Genomic DNA, 18,412 nt, shown 5'->3' on the forward strand with positions numbered 1-18,412 from the left:
TATTTCTTATTATTGGGAGAAGTGTGATATTGACCTGCGAATGTGGGTATTATATCATGATAGTGTCCTAGTTTTTATTTTTATACGGTTTTGTCACGAGGGGACAATTTCTGATAGAGGGGGGAATTTTTCGTGAGTGAGAAAGAGCATCGTGTATCAAGAAGACAGTTTTTGAACTACACACTTACAGGTGTGGGAGGGTTTATGGCAGCTGGAATTTTCATGCCGATGACACGCTTTGCACTTGATCCAGTATTAAGAAAAGAAGATGGGGGAGAACTGGTTGCTGTTGCACAAGTAAAAGAGGTTACGACAGAGCCAAAACGTTTTGACTTCAAGGTAAAACAAGTTGATGGATGGTACAAGTCTGAGGAGCCTAAATCTGCATGGGTGTATAAAGATGAAAGCGGAGACATTGTTGCACTTTCCCCAGTTTGTAAGCATTTAGGATGTACAGTAAACTGGAATTCTGACAAGGCACATCCAAATCAATTTTATTGCCCGTGTCATGCTGGACGGTACACAAAAGATGGCGTCAATATTAAAGGTACACCGCCTCTTGCTCCGTTAGATGTGTACGAATCAAAAGTAAAAAATGGAACACTTTATTTAGGAAAAGCTAAGCCACGAGGGGGTGCGAAATAGATGTTAAATAAAATTTATGATTGGGTAGACGAGCGGCTCGATATTACACCGATTTGGCGTGATATTGCTGATCACGAAGTGCCTGAACATGTCAATCCAGCACATCATTTCTCAGCATTCGTTTACTGCTTCGGAGGACTTACGTTTTTTGTAACAGTTATTCAAATTTTATCAGGAATGTTTTTAACCATGTACTATGTACCAGATATAAAAAATGCTTGGGAGTCAGTGTATTATTTACAAAATGAAGTTGCATATGGACAAATTGTTCGCGGTATGCATCATTGGGGCGCTAGTCTTGTAATTGTAATGATGTTTTTACATACACTTAGAGTTTTCTTTCAAGGCGCTTATAAAAAGCCTCGTGAACTCAATTGGATCGTTGGTGTTCTTATTTTCTTTGTTATGCTAGGTCTTGGTTTTACCGGATATTTATTACCGTGGGATATGAAAGCGTTATTTGCAACAAAAGTAGGGATTCAAATTGCTGAGCAAACACCGCTCATTGGTCCTTATATTAAAACTTTACTTGCTGGTCATTCCGAAATTGTTGGTGCTCAAACATTAACTCGCTTCTTCGCTATTCACGTCTTCTTCTTACCAGCAGCACTTCTAGGCTTAATGGCCTTCCACTTCATCATGATTCGCAAACAAGGTATTTCCGGTCCACTATAAGAATTACAAAATTAAAGGGGAAAAGAAATGAAGGAGGGAGATTATGCATCGCGGCAAAGGGATGAAGTTTGTAGGAGATTCGCGGGTACCTGTAGTTAGAAAACAAAATATTCCGAAAGATTATTCCGAATATCCGGGCAAAACGGAAGCGTTTTGGCCAAACTTCTTGTTAAAAGAATGGATGGTTGGGGCCGTTTTTTTAATCGGCTATTTGTGTTTAACAGTGGCCCATCCATCACCACTTGAGAGAATGGCAGATCCCACAGATGCAGGATATATACCATTGCCAGACTGGTATTTCTTATTTTTGTATCAGCTCTTAAAATATTCATACGCTTCAGGCTCATTTACTGTAATAGGAGCGTTTATTATGCCAGGTATCGCTTTTGGAGCATTAATGTTAGCGCCATTTCTTGATCGTGGCCCTGAACGACGCCCGTTGAAGCGTCCAGTAGCAACTGGATTTATGATGTTAGCAATTGCATCTATTGTTTACTTAACTTGGGAGTCTGTAGCACATCATGATTGGGAAGCTGCTAAAAAACAAGGTGAAATTGTTAAGACGGTACAAGTTGATAAAAACGATGAAGGCTATAAATTATTGGAAAAGAATACATGTTTAACATGTCACGGCGATAATTTACAAGGTGGAGCAGCAGCGCCAGCACTGCAAAACTTAACTTTAAAGCCAGAAGAAATTGCTAAGATTGCAAAAGAGGGAAAAGGGGCAATGCCGAAAGGGGTATTTAAAGGAACAGATGAAGAATTGAAGAAACTTTCGGAATTTATCGCGAAATATAATGAAAAATAAGACGGAAGCCGACTGCAAATTTGTAGTCGGCTTTGTTAATGAAAAGAAAAATTTTGTTATAATAGAGTAGATTTTTTCTTTATTATTTGTGCGTAACAAGATTTTATGTTGTGTGAAAGGTGTTGTACAGAGAGAGTGACGTATTTATATGCAATGTTAAGACAACGTTCTGTTTTATGGTTGTTGCTGATTGTTAATATATTGGGAACAATTTATGGATTTATTTGGTATGAAGAGCAATTGAGAGAGACTTCGTATTTATTTTGGCCTTTTGTTCCAGATAGTCCGATGGCAAGTCTCTTTTTTGTATTTGTTTTGATCGCGTTTTTGCAAAAGAAAAATTGGGGGTTAATAGAGGCTTTAGCAATTGTTACTTTAATGAAATATGGCATTTGGGCTGTGGTGGTGAATGGTATTATGTTTGCGATCAAGGAGCCGCTTGGAATGATGAGTTATATGCTCGTTTTGTCGCATCTTGCAATGGCCATGCAAGGACTATTATATGCGCCATATACCCGCATGAAAAAATGGCATCTTATTGTTGCAGGACTATGGATTTTACATAATGATGCGATTGATTATTTATTTTGGCAAATGCCACGGTATGGCATTATGCATTTGTTCGTAGATAAAATTGGCTATTTTACATTTTGGCTCAGTATAGCTGTATTAGGAATTACTTATTATTATTGTTTCAGTAGCAGGCGAAAACAATTTTCATTATGAAATGAATAAAGGATTGGGGAAAGCAAATGAATAAAAATAAGATAGGAATCAGGTTACTAAATCGCTTCATAAATTTAATCGTCTCGTATTGCATTGCATTTTCTATTTTTGCGATTGCGACGGTACTCGTTGTCTATGGAAAATGGTTATATTATGCGGATATACATCTTTTAAATATACCAGATTTAGCAAATATGACTGAGTCGGAAATTAAGAAGAATTATGATGTATTGATTACATATCTTTCCCCTTTTTATGAAGGATCATTACAGTTTCCGACATTACATATGTCCGCAGAAGGAAGAATTCATTTTGTGGATGTGAAAAATATTTTAATACATATTCAATACGGAATGTGTGTAACGATTATAGTTGCTTTGCTAGGTGGAGGGTATATGTTACGTAAGCGACAAATTAAGTTTTTATTAAATGGTGCTATTTTAACGATTGCTATACCGGTTATATTGATAGTGCCGATTGCTATAGATTTTGAAAAGAGTTTTGTACTATTTCATAAACTTTTATTTCGTAATGATTATTGGCAATTTGATAGTGAAAAGGATCCGGTTATTAATATGTTACCAGAGACGTTCTTTATGCACGCAGCATGCGGGATATTATTGCTCATTTTAGGTGGAAGCCTACTATCTTATTGTTTATATAGATATGTAAAAAGAAAATTTGCTTAGCTTAGGAGAAATAATTTTCAGCTTCATTCTGTTCTATTCTTGTCCATCTCAACATATTTTGTACTAGTAGTTATAGGGGGGACAGGAATGAAGCGAGCATTGTTTGGAATGATAGCATTTCTGCTTATCATGTTTCCAGTACGTATATATGCTGAAGAATGGAATGAGTTAACAGGGCTGTTAGATGACTCTTTGCAACTTGTCAAACAAAAAGAGGATGAAAAAGCAATTCAAGTGTTACAATATTTTTCTAAGCAATTTGTACAAAGTGAATATGCAAAACAAAAAAAAGTGACACCTGCTCATTTTCGGATTATTTCGCTAGCATATGAGAAAGCGCAGAAATCTCTTGAGGAAAAGCATGTAGATAGACAAATTAAGATAAATGATACGTTAGCGCTTCAATTGGCAGTAGATGCTGAGGTGTCTAAATATCAACCGCTGTGGATGGAGCGAGAAGAGCCGGTGATGGGAGCCTTTGCAAAGATGGAAAAAGCCATGCAACAAGAAGATGAGGCTGATTTCCAACAATCATTAAATACATTTTTGTATGAATTTGATATTATTTATCCAAGTCTTATGATTGCGTTGCCAGAAAATCAAACGCAGCGTGTGAATGCTCATTTATCCTATTTGGATGAATTTCGAAATATGATGCTGAAACATAAAAGTGGTCAAACGCAATTAAGTATTATTAAAGGAGATTTGCAAAAAATATTTCAAACAGTAAAGAAAGATGGGGTAGATACATCTCTTATTTGGTTTATGACCATTACAGGCGGGATTATTTTATTTACATTAACATATGTTGGATGGAGAAAATATAAAGGCGAGAAGACGAAGCGTAAAAGTAACCTTACATCTAAAAATCGCTAATATTACGAATAAAGGTAAGGATTGTAAGGTTTCTTTATTGACAATGTTTCAAGAAAAAAATAGAATGAAAAGTACTAACAATTAAGACTTAGGTGGAGGTTCATGATGTTTTATTTAATTTACTTCGCAATCATTATGATCATACCGTTATATGCACAGTCTAAAGTACGCAGTGCTTATAGTAAGTATTCACAAGTATATTCTACATCAGGTATGACAGGAGCGGAAGTAGCTCGAAAAATATTAGATGAAAACGGTTTGTATAACGTTGCAGTCGAAGAAACGCCAGGGCATTTGTCAGATCACTATGATCCAACAGCAAAGACAGTTCGACTATCGACAGATAACTATTATGGACACTCTGTTGCAGGAACAGCTGTAGCAGCCCATGAAGTAGGACATGCGATTCAAGACGCAAAAGATTATAACTTTATGCGTGTTCGTCATTCTCTCGTTCCCGTTGCGAATTTTGGGTCAAATATGTCATGGGTTTTTGTTTTAATTGGCATATTTGCTCAAATGTCTAATTTATTGCTATTAGGAATCGTTTTAATGGCAGCAGGTGTACTTTTCCAGCTTGTTACTTTACCAGTTGAGTTTGATGCATCTAAACGTGCGATGCAACAAATTGAGGCGCTTGGGATTGTATCAACGGATGAGTACGGCCAAGCTCGTAAAGTATTGAATGCGGCGGCGTTAACATATGTAGCAGCAGCGGCTGTTGCGGTATTTGAGTTATTGCGTCTCGTATTGATTTATACAGGCATGCAGCGCAGTGATGATTAAAGGCTATCGATTTTGATAGTCTTTTTTACTTTCTATTCACGTGCGATAAAGTGAAACTTTAATCAGTGGGGGGTTCTTCATCCCAACTGATTATGAGCCCTCACCACTCCGGGCTGTTACGGGCAGCCCTACTCCCACCTATCTTTCTTGCTTTTCTCTGAATCTTGAGGCGGGAGTCTTACTGCCCTAAAATAGCGGGATAAAAAATTTCGATTCTCTAATTTGAGAGTACAAGTATAGGAAAACAACGTGGAGTGAAAGTATAAAAGTGAGAAACGAACAAGTACAATAAGTGCAGGTGATCAGATGCAATATCCAGATTTTTTAATTCAGCATGTGAAAGAAAAGAGTGCCCCCTATCCATTGGAAGGTTTCTTAAGTGGACAGGGTCCGAAAAACCCGAAATTCATGCTTGTTGGCGAAGCGCCTGGTGAGACAGAAATTCACAATGGTATCCCGTTTAGCGGCCGGGCAGGAAAGTATTTGATGGAATTTTTAAATTATCTTCATATTACGAGAGAAGAAGTGTATATTACGAGTGCAGTTCGAAGTAGACCTTATAAATGGAAAGAGAAAAAAGAAAAAAGTGGAGAAGTGATTCAGAAAAAGTATAATCGAACACCAAATCAAAGAGAAATTGTTGCGCATGCTCCGTTATTAGATTATGAATTGGAACAAATCAAGCCGCGAATGATTGTCACGCTTGGAAATATTGGACTGCAGCGTTTAGTGGGACGAGATAAGAAGATTACGGATGTTCACGGAAAACTACTGAAGCAATCCGTACGAAAGCTAAAAGATATAAATAGCTCAGAGTTTATATGGACAAAAAAAGAGTATTATATCTTTCCTATCTTTCATCCAGCATCTATTTTTTATAATCGAAGTTTATTGGATTTCATATATGAAGATTTAGAAAAGTTGAAGGAGTACATACATCATTAAAAGAGAGAAAACTTTTCTCTCTTTTAATGATGTAACGGATTTTTATTTTCATCGAGGGTAAACCCTTCACCGACGACATCATGCACATCACTAACGGCAACGAAAGCGTGAGGATCAATGGAAGTGATAATGTTTTTTAATTTAACAATTTCATTTTTAGCCACGACGCAATATAATACATTTCGCTCCACTTTTGTATAGGATCCAACCGCTTTTAAAAAAGTTGCTCCACGGCTCATTTCTAATAAAATTTTGTCAGCGATTTGGTCATTTTTATTAGAAATAATCGTAGCACCTTTTGCAGCGTAAGCACCTTCTTGCATAAAATCAATGACTTTCGCCCCGATAAAAACAGCAACTAATGTATACATGCCTTCACGATAAGATAAGTATGTAAGGATAGAAACAACAATCACCACTGCATCAAACATAAACATCGTTTTTCCCATACTCCAACCGATATATTTATGAGCGAGCCGCGCAATAATATCAACGCCGCCAGTCGTTCCGCCATACTTAAAGATAATTCCAAGACCAATACCAATAAATGCACCTGCAAAAAGTGCTGCCAATGTCATGTCGTTTTGCAAGTTTACATGTAATTTGAACAGTTCATAACGCTGAAAAATCCATAAGAAGAAAGATACGCTAAAGGTTCCAATTAACGTATATAAAAATGTTGTTCGACCAAGTAACTTCCAACCGACGAAAAATAGAGGAATGTTTAAAATTAAGTTTGTATAGGAAGGGTCGAGTGAAAAGAGGAAGTATAATAGTAAGGTAATACCTGTAAATCCACCTTCTGCTAGATGGTTTTCAATATTAATATTAACAATACCGAAAGAAAAGATAGCGGAACCGATAAGAATGAAAATAACATTGCGAATCTTCAAGTTTGTCTTCATATAAAAAGCCCCCTCAATAATGTAATGATTTGCACTGCTCCGCTTAAACGGCTAATAGGTGGCAAAAAAGAATAGCCAGTAAGAGTTCGCGCAGTTTAGGCGAATTTTTAATAAAAATAGCATTGCGAAAGAGAATTTCACTTTATTATAGTCTATCCCAAAAAACGGAGCAAATCGGCAAATATGGGGGGATAATATTTGTCAAATTGCGATGAATTGGCTAACATGAAAGAGGAAGGAATAGAGGTGAACAAGATGCAATCAAAAACGATGAAAGATATGCAAAAGGAAGTAGATGCATATATTGGTCAATTTAAAGAGGGCTATTTTAGTCCGCTTGCCATGATGGCTCGTTTAACAGAAGAAATGGGTGAACTTGCAAGAGAAATCAATCACTATTACGGTGAAAAGCCAAAGAAAACGACTGAAAAAGAGAAAACAATTGAAGAAGAGCTTGGCGATATATTATTTGTGATGATTTGCATGGCAAATAGTTTAAATATTGATTTAGAAATAGCGCATAACACTGTAATGAATAAATTTAATACACGTGACAAGGATCGTTGGACACGCATTGAAGAAGGAGAGGAAGAACGATGAAAGACATTAAAGTAATTATTGCAGGACCTAGAGGCCGTATGGGACATGAAGCAGTTCTTCTTATGGAAAGAACACCGCATTTTCAATTTGTAGCAGCTGTTGACTATAAACATGGTGGGGAAAAGATTTCAGACTTACCAGGAATGCCCGCGTTAGATGTTCCGATTTATGAGGATTTACATACTTGTTTAGATGAGATAGAAGCAGATGTGCTGTTAGATTTAACAACACCGGAGGTAGGCAAGAAGCATGTAACGCTTGCGGTTGAACATGGTCTTCGTTCTGTTATTGGTACAACTGGATTTACAGAAGAAGAATTACAGCATTTAACAAATATAGCGAAGGAAAAAGAAGTAGGAACTATTATTGCACCAAACTTTGCAATTGGGGCAGTATTGATGATGAAATTTTCTCAAATGGCGGCGAAATATTTCCAAGATGTCGAGATAATTGAATTGCACCATGATCAAAAATTAGATGCTCCTTCTGGAACGGCTGTAAAAACAGTAGACTTAATTCGCCAACATCGTGAGCCAAAGCAGCAAGGTCATCCAAATGAAACAGAACAATTGAAAGGAGTACGTGGGGCAAATGTAGATGGTATTCATATTCATAGCGTACGTTTACCAGGTTTAATTGCACATCAGGAAGTTTTATTTGGCGGGGATGGACAAATGTTAACAGTTCGTCATGATTCATTCAATCGAGCTTCCTTCATGTCAGGGGTAAAACTTTCTATCGAAACAGTAATGAACTTGGATCATCTTGTATACGGTTTAGAGAATATTATGGATTAAGGGAGAGATAACGGATGAAAATTGCCTTAATTGCACATGACAAAAAGAAAGATGATATGGTTTCGTTTGCATACGCATATAAACCAATTTTTGAACAACATGAACTTTTCGCGACAGGAACAACGGGCCTTCGTGTTATGGAAGCAACAGGTCTTGCTGTTACAAGATATCAATCAGGTCCTCTTGGTGGCGATCAAGAAATTGGTGCTATGATTGCAAAAAATGCTTTAGACATGGTCATTTTCTTCCGAGATCCACTAACAGCACAACCGCATGAACCAGATGTAAATGCGCTACTTCGTTTATGCGATGTATATGCAATTCCACTTGCAACAAATATGGCAAGTGCTGAAATGTTAATGCATGCATTAAATCGGGGAGATTTGGACTATCGAAAGTTTAGAAAATGAGGGGAACGATTATGAGTGGATTACATATATTAGCGTTTGGTGCTCATGCCGATGATGTTGAAATCGGCATGGCAGGAACGATTGCCAAATATACGAAACAAGGATATGAAGTCGGTATTTGTGATTTAACAGAAGCGGACTTATCTTCGAATGGAACAATTGAGCTAAGAAAAAAAGAAGCTCAAGAGGCTGCGCACATTATGGGTGTGAAGACGCGAATAAACTTGGCGATGCCTGATCGCGGTCTATATATGAAAGACGAATATATACGTGAAATTGTAAAGATAATCCGTACATATAGGCCAGCGCTAATTTTTGCACCATACTATGAAGATCGTCATCCAGATCATGCCAATTGTGCAAAACTTGTAGAAGAAGCGGTCTTTTCTGCTGGTATTCGCAAATATATGCCAGAAATTTCACCGCACCGCGTGCAATCTTTTTATTATTATATGATTAATGGTTTCCATAAGCCCAATTTTTGCGTAGATATTAGTGAACATCTTTCTGAGAAGATAGCAGCATTAGAAGCGTATGAAAGTCAATTTACAACGGGAAATGATGGCGTAAAAACGCCTTTAACAGAAGGATATGTAGAAACAGTAGTAGCTCGTGAGAAAATGTTTGGAAAAGAAGTTGGAGTTATGTATGCTGAAGGATTTATGAGTAAGAAGCCAATTTTATTACATGCTGATTTAATAGGAGGATGTAAATGAAATTAAAAATAGGTATTACATGTTATCCTTCTGTAGGTGGCTCTGGAGTTGTTGGGACAGAACTGGGCAAGCAATTAGCTGAAAGAGGCCATGAAATTCATTTTATTACATCAGGTGTTCCATTTCGTTTAAATAAAGTATATCCAAACATTTATTTTCATGAAGTAACAGTGAACCAATATTCTGTTTTTCAATATCCGCCGTACGATTTAGCATTGGCGAGTAAAATGGCAGAAGTTGCGCAGAGAGAAAAGCTTGATATATTACATGTGCACTATGCAATACCACATGCGATTTGTGCATACTTAGCAAAACAAATGATTGGAGATCATATTAAAATTGTTACAACATTGCATGGAACGGACATTACTGTACTTGGTTCAGACCCTTCACTGAACAATTTAATTCGATTTGGTATCGAACAATCCGACGTTGTTACTGCTGTATCTCACTCATTGATTAAGGAAACGAATGAACTTGTGAAACCAAATAAGGAAATTCAGACTGTATATAATTTTATTGATGAGCGTGTCTATTTTAAGCGAGATATGTCTCAACTAAAAAAAGAATATGGTATAAGTGAAGATGAAAAGATATTGATCCATATTTCAAATTTCCGCAAGGTGAAACGTGTGCAAGATGTTGTGCAGGCTTTTGCTAAAGTTGTAAAAGAAGTCAATGCGAAACTATTGCTCGTTGGCGATGGACCAGAGTTTTGCACGATTTTGCAATTAGTGAAAAACTTACATATAGAGGAACGTGTCTTGTTTTTAGGAAAACAGGATAATGTAGCAGAGCTACTTGCTATGAGTGATGTGATGTTACTTTTATCAGAAAAAGAAAGCTTTGGCCTTGTTTTACTAGAAGCAATGGCTTGTGGTGTGCCATGTATTGGCTCGCGAGTTGGGGGCATTCCAGAGGTTATTAAACATGGTGAAACGGGATATATATGTGAAGTTGGTGATACGTCAGAGGTAGCCAAGCAAGCTATACAACTTCTTCAAAATAAGGAACTCCATCGAAATATGGCGGATCAAGCATTAGAAACGGTGCACGAGCAATTTCGTTCAGAAAATATCGTTTCACAATATGAAGCAATTTATTATGACATATTAAGGGATGACAACAATGAAACGATTTAAAAGAGCTGGAGCAATTATTGAGACGTTAAAGGAACATGGACATGAGGCCTACTTTGTAGGAGGAAGTGTACGTGACTTTATTATTGATAGACCGATAGGAGATATTGATATTGCTACATCTGCTCTCCCAGAAGAAGTTATGAAATTATTTCCAAAGCACGTTCCTGTTGGTCTTGAACACGGAACGGTTATCGTTTTGCAAGATGGTGAGCCATATGAAGTAACTACTTTCCGTACAGAGAGTGATTATGAAGATTTTCGCAGGCCAAGTAGTGTACAATTTGTTCGCTCGTTGGAAGAAGATTTAAAACGACGTGATTTTACAATGAATGCGATTGCGATGAATGAGGATGGAGAAATCATTGACTTATTTGGAGGTCAAGAAGCCATTCAAAAACGAGAAATTGTGACAGTAGGAAATGCGGCAGAGCGTTTTCAAGAAGATGCGCTGCGCATGATGCGTGGTATTCGTTTTGTGAGTACATTAGGATTTTCTTTAGAAGAGAAAACAGAGTGTGCGATTAAGCGCTACGGTCATTTATTAGAACATATAGCGATTGAAAGAATTACTGTTGAATTTGAAAAGTTATTAACGGGTCCATACTGTGTAAAAGGACTTCAAAAACTAGTAGAGACGAAATTGTTTATGCATTTACCGTATTTACAAATGTCAGAAGAGAAAATTTTAAAGGCTGCGGAGTATAACTGGGAGTCTTTTGAAACAGAAATTGAAGCATGGGCGTTTTTCTTATCCTGTATAGGAGAGGAACATCCATCTGTATTTTTACGTCAATGGAAATTTTCAAATAAGAAAATAAAAGAAATTGTGGCTGTTTTGTTAGCTATTCGTACTCGAAAGACAAAAGAATGGGATGCAGTTTTCTTATATCAAACTGGTGTACAAATTGCTCTCATGGCAGAGAGAGTCTATCAAGTGATGATAGAAGAATACAATATGTCTACAGTAAGCGAAGTGCAAAGATTATTTGATTCATTACCAATTCAGAAGCGTCAAGAAATGAACGTAAGTGGTAATGATTTATTAAGTTGGACAGATAAAACACCAGGCCCTTGGGTAGCGGAAGTATTACAAAAAATTGAAGAAGAAATTTTGCAGAAGCGATTGGAAAATGAAAAAGAGGCGATAAGGGGGTGGATTGAAGAATGCAATCTACTATGAGAAAACAATTGTTACAAATTTTTTCTGAGGCAAATGGAGAATTTGTATCTGGACAAACGATAAGTGAAAAGCTCGGTTGTTCTAGAACGGCTGTGTGGAAGCATATGGAGGATTTGCGCACAGAAGGTTATGAATTGGAGGCGATTCGCCGCTTAGGATACCGAATTACGAGTAAGCCAGATAAAGTGACAGCAAATGAAATTCAATTAGGGCTACAAACAGACTTTATAGGGAGAACGGTATACTTTGAAGAGTCGGTTGAATCTACGCAGCATGTTGCAGCGAAACTTGCATATGAAGGTGCAGCGGAAGGAACAATAGTCGTCGCCGAAGAACAAACAGCAGGGAGAGGACGCTTAAGTCGAAAATGGTATTCGCCAAAAGGAACAGGAGTTTGGATGAGCATTATTTTACGCCCATCCATTCCTGTTCATCATGCGCCTCAGCTTACTTTACTAGCTGCTGTTAGCGTGGCGCAAGCAATCGAGAAATGTACGGGCGTGAATGTAGGGATTAAATGGCCGAATGATATTTTAATAAATGGAAAAAAAACTGTAGGTATTTTAACAGAAATGCAAGCTGATCCAGATAAAATTAATGCAGTTATTATGGGGATTGGAATTAATGCAAATCAACAAACAGAACATTTTGTTGATGAGATTAAACAAATTGCTACCTCTTTAGCCATCGAGTCAGGAAAACCAATTGTTCGTGCAGAACTTATGCAGCAAATCTTTTTACAAATGGAGAAACTGTACAAAGAATACTTAAATAATGGATTTACGGTTGTTAAGCTGTTATGGGAAAGTTATGCAGTGAGCATTGGAAAAGAAATTACAGCTCGTACAATGAGGCAAACGATTACCGGTGTAGCGAAAGGGATTACCGATGATGGCGTCTTACTATTAGAAGATCATCAAGGTTATATTCATCATATCCATTCTGCTGATATAGAAATGAACTAAAAAGAAGGTTCTATGGTTTGGATTTGAAATAAAATGTAGTCATTTTTATTCTCAGTTTGCTATAATTATTTCGAATATGGGCAGTATCGAAATGAACTGCACCGTTATTCCAAGCAGGGAACAATAATAATTTGGATTCTGCCTTGATCCAATAATGGACTGGGACAGAGGGATGGATTATGCCGATTTACAAACACTACCCTTCTGCCCTTTTATGGTCAGAAGGTTTTTTTATATCATTTCGGCCATCGCCTCTCTCCTAAATAAAGGAGGAGTAATATTTGAAAACGAAAACAGATTTTTTGAGAATGAAACAGAAAGGTGAGCCGATTACGATGCTGACAGCGTATGACTACCCCTCAGCTAAGTTAGTAGAGGAAGCTGAAGTCGATATGATTTTAGTTGGAGATTCTCTCGGAATGGTTGTACTTGGATATGATTCCACAGTACCTGTGACGGTAGAGGATATGATTCATCATACAAAAGCTGTCCGCCGAGGGGCGAAGGATACGTTTGTTGTAACAGATATGCCATTTATGTCTTATCATGTATCGCTGGCAGAAACTATGCATCATGCGCGTCGCATTGTGCAAGAAGGCGGAGCGCATGCTTTAAAAGTAGAAGGAGCTGGAGAAGTCATTTCCACTATTCATTATTTAACGAATGCAGGAATTCCTGTTGTTGCTCATCTTGGATTAACGCCACAGTCTGTCGGTATATTAGGTGGTTATAAAGTACAAGGGAAAGATGCTGAAAGTGCAAAACAACTAATAGCAGATGCGAAGAAATGTGAAGATGCTGGAGCAATCGCTCTCGTATTAGAATGTGTACCGATGCAGTTAGCAAAGATAATATCAGATGAGTTAACTATTCCGACAATTGGCATCGGTGCTGGTAAAGATGTGGATGGACAAGTGCTAGTCTATCATGATTTGATTTCTTACGGAGTAAATAGAGTTCCGAAATTTGTCAAGCAATATACGGCTGTTCAGGATGAAATTGTGCGTGGGATTTCGCAATATGTGGCTGAAGTAAAAACAAGACAATTTCCAGAAGATCAATATTCATTTACGATGAAAGAAGAAGAGTATGTAGCTTTATATGGAGGAAAACAGGGATGAAAGTGATAACAACAGTGAAGGACATGCAACAAATTGCAGGCGAACTTCGGGCAAGTGGTAAAGAGATTGGGTTTGTTCCAACAATGGGATATTTACATGAAGGACATGCAACTTTATTGCGCCAGGCCAAAAAAGAAAATGACATTGTCATTTTAAGTGTATTTGTGAATCCGTTACAGTTTGGACCAGATGAAGATTTTGATCGTTATCCAAGGGATATAAAGCGAGATGAAAGAGTGGCAAAAGAAGCGGGCGTTGACTACTTATTTTATCCGAGTGTAGACGAAATGTATCCAGCAGAACAAACAACAAAAATAGAGGTTGTAAAACGTACAAATGTTTTATGTGGGAAAAGACGACCGGTTCATTTTGCAGGTGTTGCGACGGTGTTGATGAAACTGTTTCATATTACAATGCCAACTCGTGCTTATTTCGGAATGAAAGATGCACAGCAAGTAGCAGTTGTTGAAGGGATTGTCAGTGACTTTCATATCCCAGTTACAATTGTACCAGTTGAGATTGTTAGGGAAGCAGACGGGTTGGCGAAAAGCTCCCGCAACGTATATTTATCGGAGCAAGAACGTAAGGAAGCACCACATTTATACCGCAGCTTATGTATAGCAAAACAGAAAATAGAAGAGGGGGAGCGTCATCCACGAAACATTACCACAGTTGTAAAAGAATACATTGAAGCAAATACAAACGGTATAGTTGATTATGTAGATATATATGCATATCCAGCTTTAACGCCACTAGAAATCATCAAAGGCAGAATAATTTTAGCAATTGCAGTTCAGTTCAAGAATGCGCGATTAATTGACAATATAACATTAACGGTTCAATAAGGGGGAGACATCCATGTTTCGTACAATGATGAGAGCAAAGTTACATCGTGCAACTGTAACAGAAGCTAATTTAAATTATGTTGGAAGTATTACAATTGATGAAGATTTAATGGACGCTGTAGAAATTGTCGAAAATGAAAAAGTACAAGTTGTCAATAATAACAATGGAGAGCGCTTAGAGACATATGTGATTAAGGGGGAGCGTGGTAGCGGCGTCATTTGTTTAAATGGAGCTGCAGCAAGACTTGTGCAGCCTGGAGATAAAGTGATTATTATTTGTTATGGCCTTGTATCAGCTGAAGAAGTCTATAAACAAATACCCAAAATTGCAGTGCTAGATGATCGCAATCAAATTATTGAAATGTTAAGTGCTGAAAAGGCAGGCACTGAAGTATAAACTGATGGGGGGATTCTTTCTCTCGCACTGATTATAAGCCCTTACCAAGCGGGCTGTACTGCCCTAAAATAGCGAGATAAATGGTGAAAACAGGAGTCAGAAGGCTCCTGTTTTTTATCGGCTATTACAAGAATGTCTTTTCTATATGGTTCTTTTTGGAGAAGCAGCATCATTGGAATTGTAAAATCAGTTCATTTTATGCATCTTTTCATTAAGATAAGACAAAACGTGGTATAGTAACAATATATGAATTTTTGTTGTTTGAAAGGTAAGAAATTGAGGTGTTACATATGAGTAAACGTTATGTCGTTGTCGACTTAGAGACGACAGGGAACTCTTGGAAAGATGGGAAAGACAAAATTACCCAAATCGCAGCTGTTGTGGTGGAAGGTGGAGAAATATTAGAAATTTTCTCGTCTTTTGTGAATCCAAAGAGGGAGATTCCCCCATTTATTACAGAATTAACAGGGATTGATGAAAATCTTGTAAAACAAGCCCCGCTATTTCAAGATGTAGCGCCGATGATTGTTGAGCTATTACAGGGTGCTTCTTTTGTTGCACATAACGTTCACTTTGATTGGAATTTTTTAAAAGAAGAATTAAAGCAGGCTGGCTATGCAGATATACATTGTCCTAAAATTGATACGGTTGAATTGGCACAGATTTTATTGCCGACGGCTGATAGTTATAAATTGAGAGATTTAGCTAAAAAACATGAGTTAGAGCACGATCAACCACATCGTGCAGATAGTGATGCTCTTGCAACGGCAGAATTATTTTTACAATTTCTCACTCAAATTGAAAAATTACCGCTTGTTACTTTGCAATCTTTATACGAATTGAGTGATGTATTTCAAAGTGATATGTCTCATATTCTTTCAGAAAATATTCTCAAGAAAATGACGGCTGGTAAAGAGGAATCGGAGGAATATGACATATATCGAAATATTGCACTGCGAAAGCGTAGCTATTCGTTGCACTTAGGTGAAAATCAAACATCTAAATTTAGCATTTTTTTGCACAAGTCAATGGAACAACTTGAGAAAAAGGTGCCCAAATTTGAAAAAAGAGAAACGCAACAACAAATGATGAAAGAAATATATGCTGCCTTACAAGACGCACGTTTTTCATTAATAGAGGCAGGGACAGGTACAGGGAAGACGTTAGCTTACCTCCTTCCAAGTATTTATTTTGCGAAGAAAAAAGAAGAACCGGTCGTGATTAGTACACAAACGGTGCAGTTGCAGCAACAAATATTAGAAAAGGAAATACCGTTATTACAAAGTGTGCTGCCATTTCCTTTTGAAGTTGCTTTACTAAAGGGAAGAAAACATTATCTTTGTTTACATAAATTTGAGTATGCTTTACAAGAAGATGAGAAGAATTATGATATTGCGTTAACGAAAGCGAAAATTTTAATATGGTTATTGAAGACGGAAACAGGTGATTGTGACGAACTTAACATTCCAGAAGGTGGAAAATTACTGTGGAATCGAATTTGTAGCGATGCATATAGCCCAAATGGAGTTCAAAGTAGTTGGTTTAGTCGTTGCTTTTATCAGCGTGCGAAGAATCGGGCATTATTTGCAGATATTGTGATTACAAATCACACATTACTATTTCAAGATTTTATTAGTGAGGAATCGCTGTTTTCGTCTTATAAATACATTATTTTTGACGAAGCGCATCACATTGAAGAAGCAGCAAGTCGAACGTTAGGAGAGCGTTTTTCATGTATGTATTTTCAAATGGTTTTATCACGTCTTGGTACGTTAGATACAGATGATGTATTAGCTAAGGTGTATAAAATGATGAAAGAATCAGGACAAGCCTCTCGCTCTACATTTCGGAAGATTAGTCATAGGTTGAAGGAAATGAAGTTTGATGCCGATGAACTTTTTCAAATGTTGCGCGTATTTATATTTCAGAAAACAAAGCAAGAAAAAAGTTCAAATAACAATATACCACTTATTTATCGATATCATACTGAACGAGAGAACGGAAAGCTATGGAGTGGTATTATAGAATTAACAAGTCGGTTTATATTTGAATTAAAAGATTTGTGTACGGATTTGGAGAAACAAGCTGATTTGCTGCAAAGTGGAATGAAGTGGAATATGCATGTTGTTACAGGTGAATTTTTTCATTTAATTACTACACTCCGAAAGATGACTCATTCTTTACAAGTACTTTTATTAGAAGCAAATACATATGTAACATGGATGGAAACTGAAACGAAAGGGACCATTCATTCAACAATGTTATATGCACAGCCTATTCATATTGGGGAAAGACTTGCGGATGAGTTTTTTGCAGAGAAGAGAAGTGTTATTTTTACATCTGCTACATTGACGGTGAACCATACTTTTGACTATATAAAAGAAGAGCTTGGATTAGAGGATTTTGCGCCACATACATTAATGGTTCCATCACCGTTTCGCTATGAAGAGCAAGTGAAATTAATGGTTCCAACAGATATTCCTCTTATTAAAGAAGTGAAGGAAGAGGAATATATTCGTGAAATTTCTCAACAGCTTAAAAAGATTGCGCAGGCTACAAATGGAAGAATACTCGTACTATTTACTTCCTATGAGATGTTGAAAGAAACGTACGCAAAGTTAAAAAATGAAGCTGCATTAGAAGAATATATATTGCTAACACAAAGTGTTCACAATCGTAGTCGCAGTCGTTTAATCCGGAAATTTCAAGAGTTTGATAAGGCAATATTATTGGGAACTAGTAGTTTTTGGGAAGGAATTGATATTCCTGGGGCTGCATTAAGTCATCTTGTCATTGCTCGATTACCATTTACGCCACCTCATCAACCGATGATGGAGGCAAAAAGTGAATGGTTGAAGAGGAACGGAGAAGATGTGTTTACAAAGCTAGCGCTCCCGCAAGCAATTCTTCGGTTTAAACAAGGATTCGGTCGATTAATTCGAAGTACTTCGGATACAGGTACTGTATTTGTGTTAGATCGCCGGCTAACAACATCTTTTTATGGAGAAAAGTTTTTGCAATCGATCCCAAATGTTCCGCTTTATGAAGAATCATTAGATGAACTTTTACGCCGCTTATAAAATGAATAAATATGAAAAATACGCCTGAAGTAGCGTATGCTTCAGGCGTAAACGATGTGGGTAGGAGGAATTTTATTTTTTCTTACTTCTTATATACAAAT

20 protein-coding genes are annotated in these 18,412 nt (G+C 37.2%); 19 read left to right on the forward strand and 1 reads right to left on the reverse strand.

What is annotated here, in order from left to right; translation table 11 throughout:
* Positions 1-132: 132 nt before the first annotated feature.
* From MR059_RS01155 to MR059_RS01190, 8 genes are all read left to right on the forward strand, one after another.
* The gene (locus MR059_RS01155; RefSeq protein ID WP_011984319.1) at positions 133-645 is read left to right on the forward strand and encodes a QcrA and Rieske domain-containing protein; all 513 of its coding nucleotides are present in this window, start codon (positions 133-135) and stop codon (positions 643-645) included.
* Positions 646-1,320 (forward strand): menaquinol-cytochrome c reductase cytochrome b subunit, encoded by a 675-nt coding sequence (gene qcrB / locus MR059_RS01160; protein WP_000932700.1) that lies wholly within the window; start codon positions 646-648, stop codon positions 1,318-1,320.
* A gap of 43 nt (positions 1,321-1,363) precedes the next feature.
* Complete coding sequence (locus tag MR059_RS01165) at positions 1,364-2,131, forward strand: menaquinol-cytochrome c reductase cytochrome b/c subunit (protein ID WP_011984320.1); 768 nt, start codon at positions 1,364-1,366, stop codon at positions 2,129-2,131.
* 135 nt (positions 2,132-2,266) lie between these two features.
* Positions 2,267-2,857 (forward strand): lipoprotein heptaprenylglyceryl N-acetyltransferase LhaT, encoded by a 591-nt coding sequence (gene lhaT, locus MR059_RS01170; protein WP_041809587.1) that lies wholly within the window; start codon positions 2,267-2,269, stop codon positions 2,855-2,857.
* Positions 2,858-2,883: 26 nt separating this feature from the next.
* Positions 2,884-3,546 (forward strand): lipoprotein intramolecular transacylase Lit, encoded by a 663-nt coding sequence (gene lit, locus MR059_RS01175; protein ID WP_011984322.1) that lies wholly within the window; start codon positions 2,884-2,886, stop codon positions 3,544-3,546.
* An 87-nt stretch (positions 3,547-3,633) separates the two neighbouring features.
* Positions 3,634-4,422, forward strand: coding sequence for a sporulation protein YpjB (gene ypjB, locus MR059_RS01180; RefSeq protein ID WP_011984323.1), 789 nt, complete (start codon positions 3,634-3,636; stop codon positions 4,420-4,422).
* 105 nt (positions 4,423-4,527) lie between these two features.
* Complete coding sequence (locus MR059_RS01185) at positions 4,528-5,208, forward strand: zinc metallopeptidase (protein ID WP_041810303.1); 681 nt, start codon at positions 4,528-4,530, stop codon at positions 5,206-5,208.
* A 306-nt stretch (positions 5,209-5,514) separates the two neighbouring features.
* Positions 5,515-6,153, forward strand: a complete 639-nt coding sequence (locus tag MR059_RS01190; protein WP_011984325.1) for a uracil-DNA glycosylase — start codon at positions 5,515-5,517, stop codon at positions 6,151-6,153.
* 23 nt (positions 6,154-6,176) lie between these two features.
* On the opposite strand, the gene MR059_RS01195 is transcribed toward MR059_RS01190, so the two are convergent.
* On the reverse strand, positions 6,177-7,058 hold the full coding sequence (locus MR059_RS01195) for a YitT family protein (RefSeq protein WP_011984326.1): 882 nt from the start codon (positions 7,056-7,058) through the stop codon (positions 6,177-6,179).
* Between the two features lie 255 nt (positions 7,059-7,313).
* On the opposite strand from MR059_RS01195, the gene MR059_RS01200 reads away from it, so the two are divergent.
* The 11 genes from MR059_RS01200 to dinG all read left to right on the forward strand — a co-directional run bounded on the left by MR059_RS01200 (position 7,314) and on the right by dinG (position 18,311).
* The gene (locus tag MR059_RS01200) at positions 7,314-7,658 is read left to right on the forward strand and encodes a nucleotide pyrophosphohydrolase (RefSeq protein ID WP_012093744.1); all 345 of its coding nucleotides are present in this window, start codon (positions 7,314-7,316) and stop codon (positions 7,656-7,658) included.
* Positions 7,655-8,455 (forward strand): 4-hydroxy-tetrahydrodipicolinate reductase, encoded by an 801-nt coding sequence (dapB, locus tag MR059_RS01205; RefSeq protein ID WP_012093745.1) that lies wholly within the window; start codon positions 7,655-7,657, stop codon positions 8,453-8,455. The genes MR059_RS01200 and dapB overlap by 4 nt, the downstream gene beginning before the upstream one ends.
* A gap of 14 nt (positions 8,456-8,469) precedes the next feature.
* Positions 8,470-8,865, forward strand: a complete 396-nt coding sequence (gene mgsA / locus MR059_RS01210; RefSeq protein ID WP_012093746.1) for a methylglyoxal synthase — start codon at positions 8,470-8,472, stop codon at positions 8,863-8,865.
* A gap of 11 nt (positions 8,866-8,876) precedes the next feature.
* A complete protein-coding gene (bshB1, locus tag MR059_RS01215; RefSeq protein WP_012093747.1) occupies positions 8,877-9,581 on the forward strand; it encodes a bacillithiol biosynthesis deacetylase BshB1 in 705 nt (234 codons plus the stop codon).
* The gene (gene bshA / locus MR059_RS01220; RefSeq protein WP_012093748.1) at positions 9,578-10,723 is read left to right on the forward strand and encodes an N-acetyl-alpha-D-glucosaminyl L-malate synthase BshA; all 1,146 of its coding nucleotides are present in this window, start codon (positions 9,578-9,580) and stop codon (positions 10,721-10,723) included. The genes bshB1 and bshA overlap by 4 nt, the downstream gene beginning before the upstream one ends.
* Positions 10,710-11,903: a CCA tRNA nucleotidyltransferase gene (locus MR059_RS01225; protein ID WP_012093749.1), complete on the forward strand. Its 1,194-nt coding sequence runs from the start codon at positions 10,710-10,712 to the stop codon at positions 11,901-11,903. Before bshA ends, MR059_RS01225 begins: the two co-directional genes overlap by 14 nt.
* The gene (locus tag MR059_RS01230; RefSeq protein WP_012093750.1) at positions 11,888-12,868 is read left to right on the forward strand and encodes a biotin--[acetyl-CoA-carboxylase] ligase; all 981 of its coding nucleotides are present in this window, start codon (positions 11,888-11,890) and stop codon (positions 12,866-12,868) included. Before MR059_RS01225 ends, MR059_RS01230 begins: the two co-directional genes overlap by 16 nt.
* A gap of 281 nt (positions 12,869-13,149) precedes the next feature.
* Positions 13,150-13,989, forward strand: a complete 840-nt coding sequence (panB, locus tag MR059_RS01235) for a 3-methyl-2-oxobutanoate hydroxymethyltransferase (RefSeq protein ID WP_012093751.1) — start codon at positions 13,150-13,152, stop codon at positions 13,987-13,989.
* Positions 13,986-14,834 carry a pantoate--beta-alanine ligase gene (gene panC / locus MR059_RS01240; protein WP_012093752.1) on the forward strand — a complete coding sequence of 283 codons (849 nt, stop codon included), beginning with the start codon at positions 13,986-13,988 and terminating at the stop codon, positions 14,832-14,834. Before panB ends, panC begins: the two co-directional genes overlap by 4 nt.
* A 13-nt stretch (positions 14,835-14,847) precedes the next feature.
* Positions 14,848-15,231, forward strand: a complete 384-nt coding sequence (panD, locus tag MR059_RS01245) for an aspartate 1-decarboxylase (protein WP_012093753.1) — start codon at positions 14,848-14,850, stop codon at positions 15,229-15,231.
* A gap of 290 nt (positions 15,232-15,521) precedes the next feature.
* A complete protein-coding gene (gene dinG / locus MR059_RS01250) occupies positions 15,522-18,311 on the forward strand; it encodes an ATP-dependent DNA helicase DinG (RefSeq protein ID WP_242161391.1) in 2,790 nt (929 codons plus the stop codon).
* The last annotated feature ends 101 nt before the right edge of the window (positions 18,312-18,412 follow it).

This window comes from Bacillus cereus group sp. BfR-BA-01522 (assembly GCF_022662635.1).
Classification (GTDB): domain Bacteria; phylum Bacillota; class Bacilli; order Bacillales; family Bacillaceae_G; genus Bacillus_A; species Bacillus_A cytotoxicus.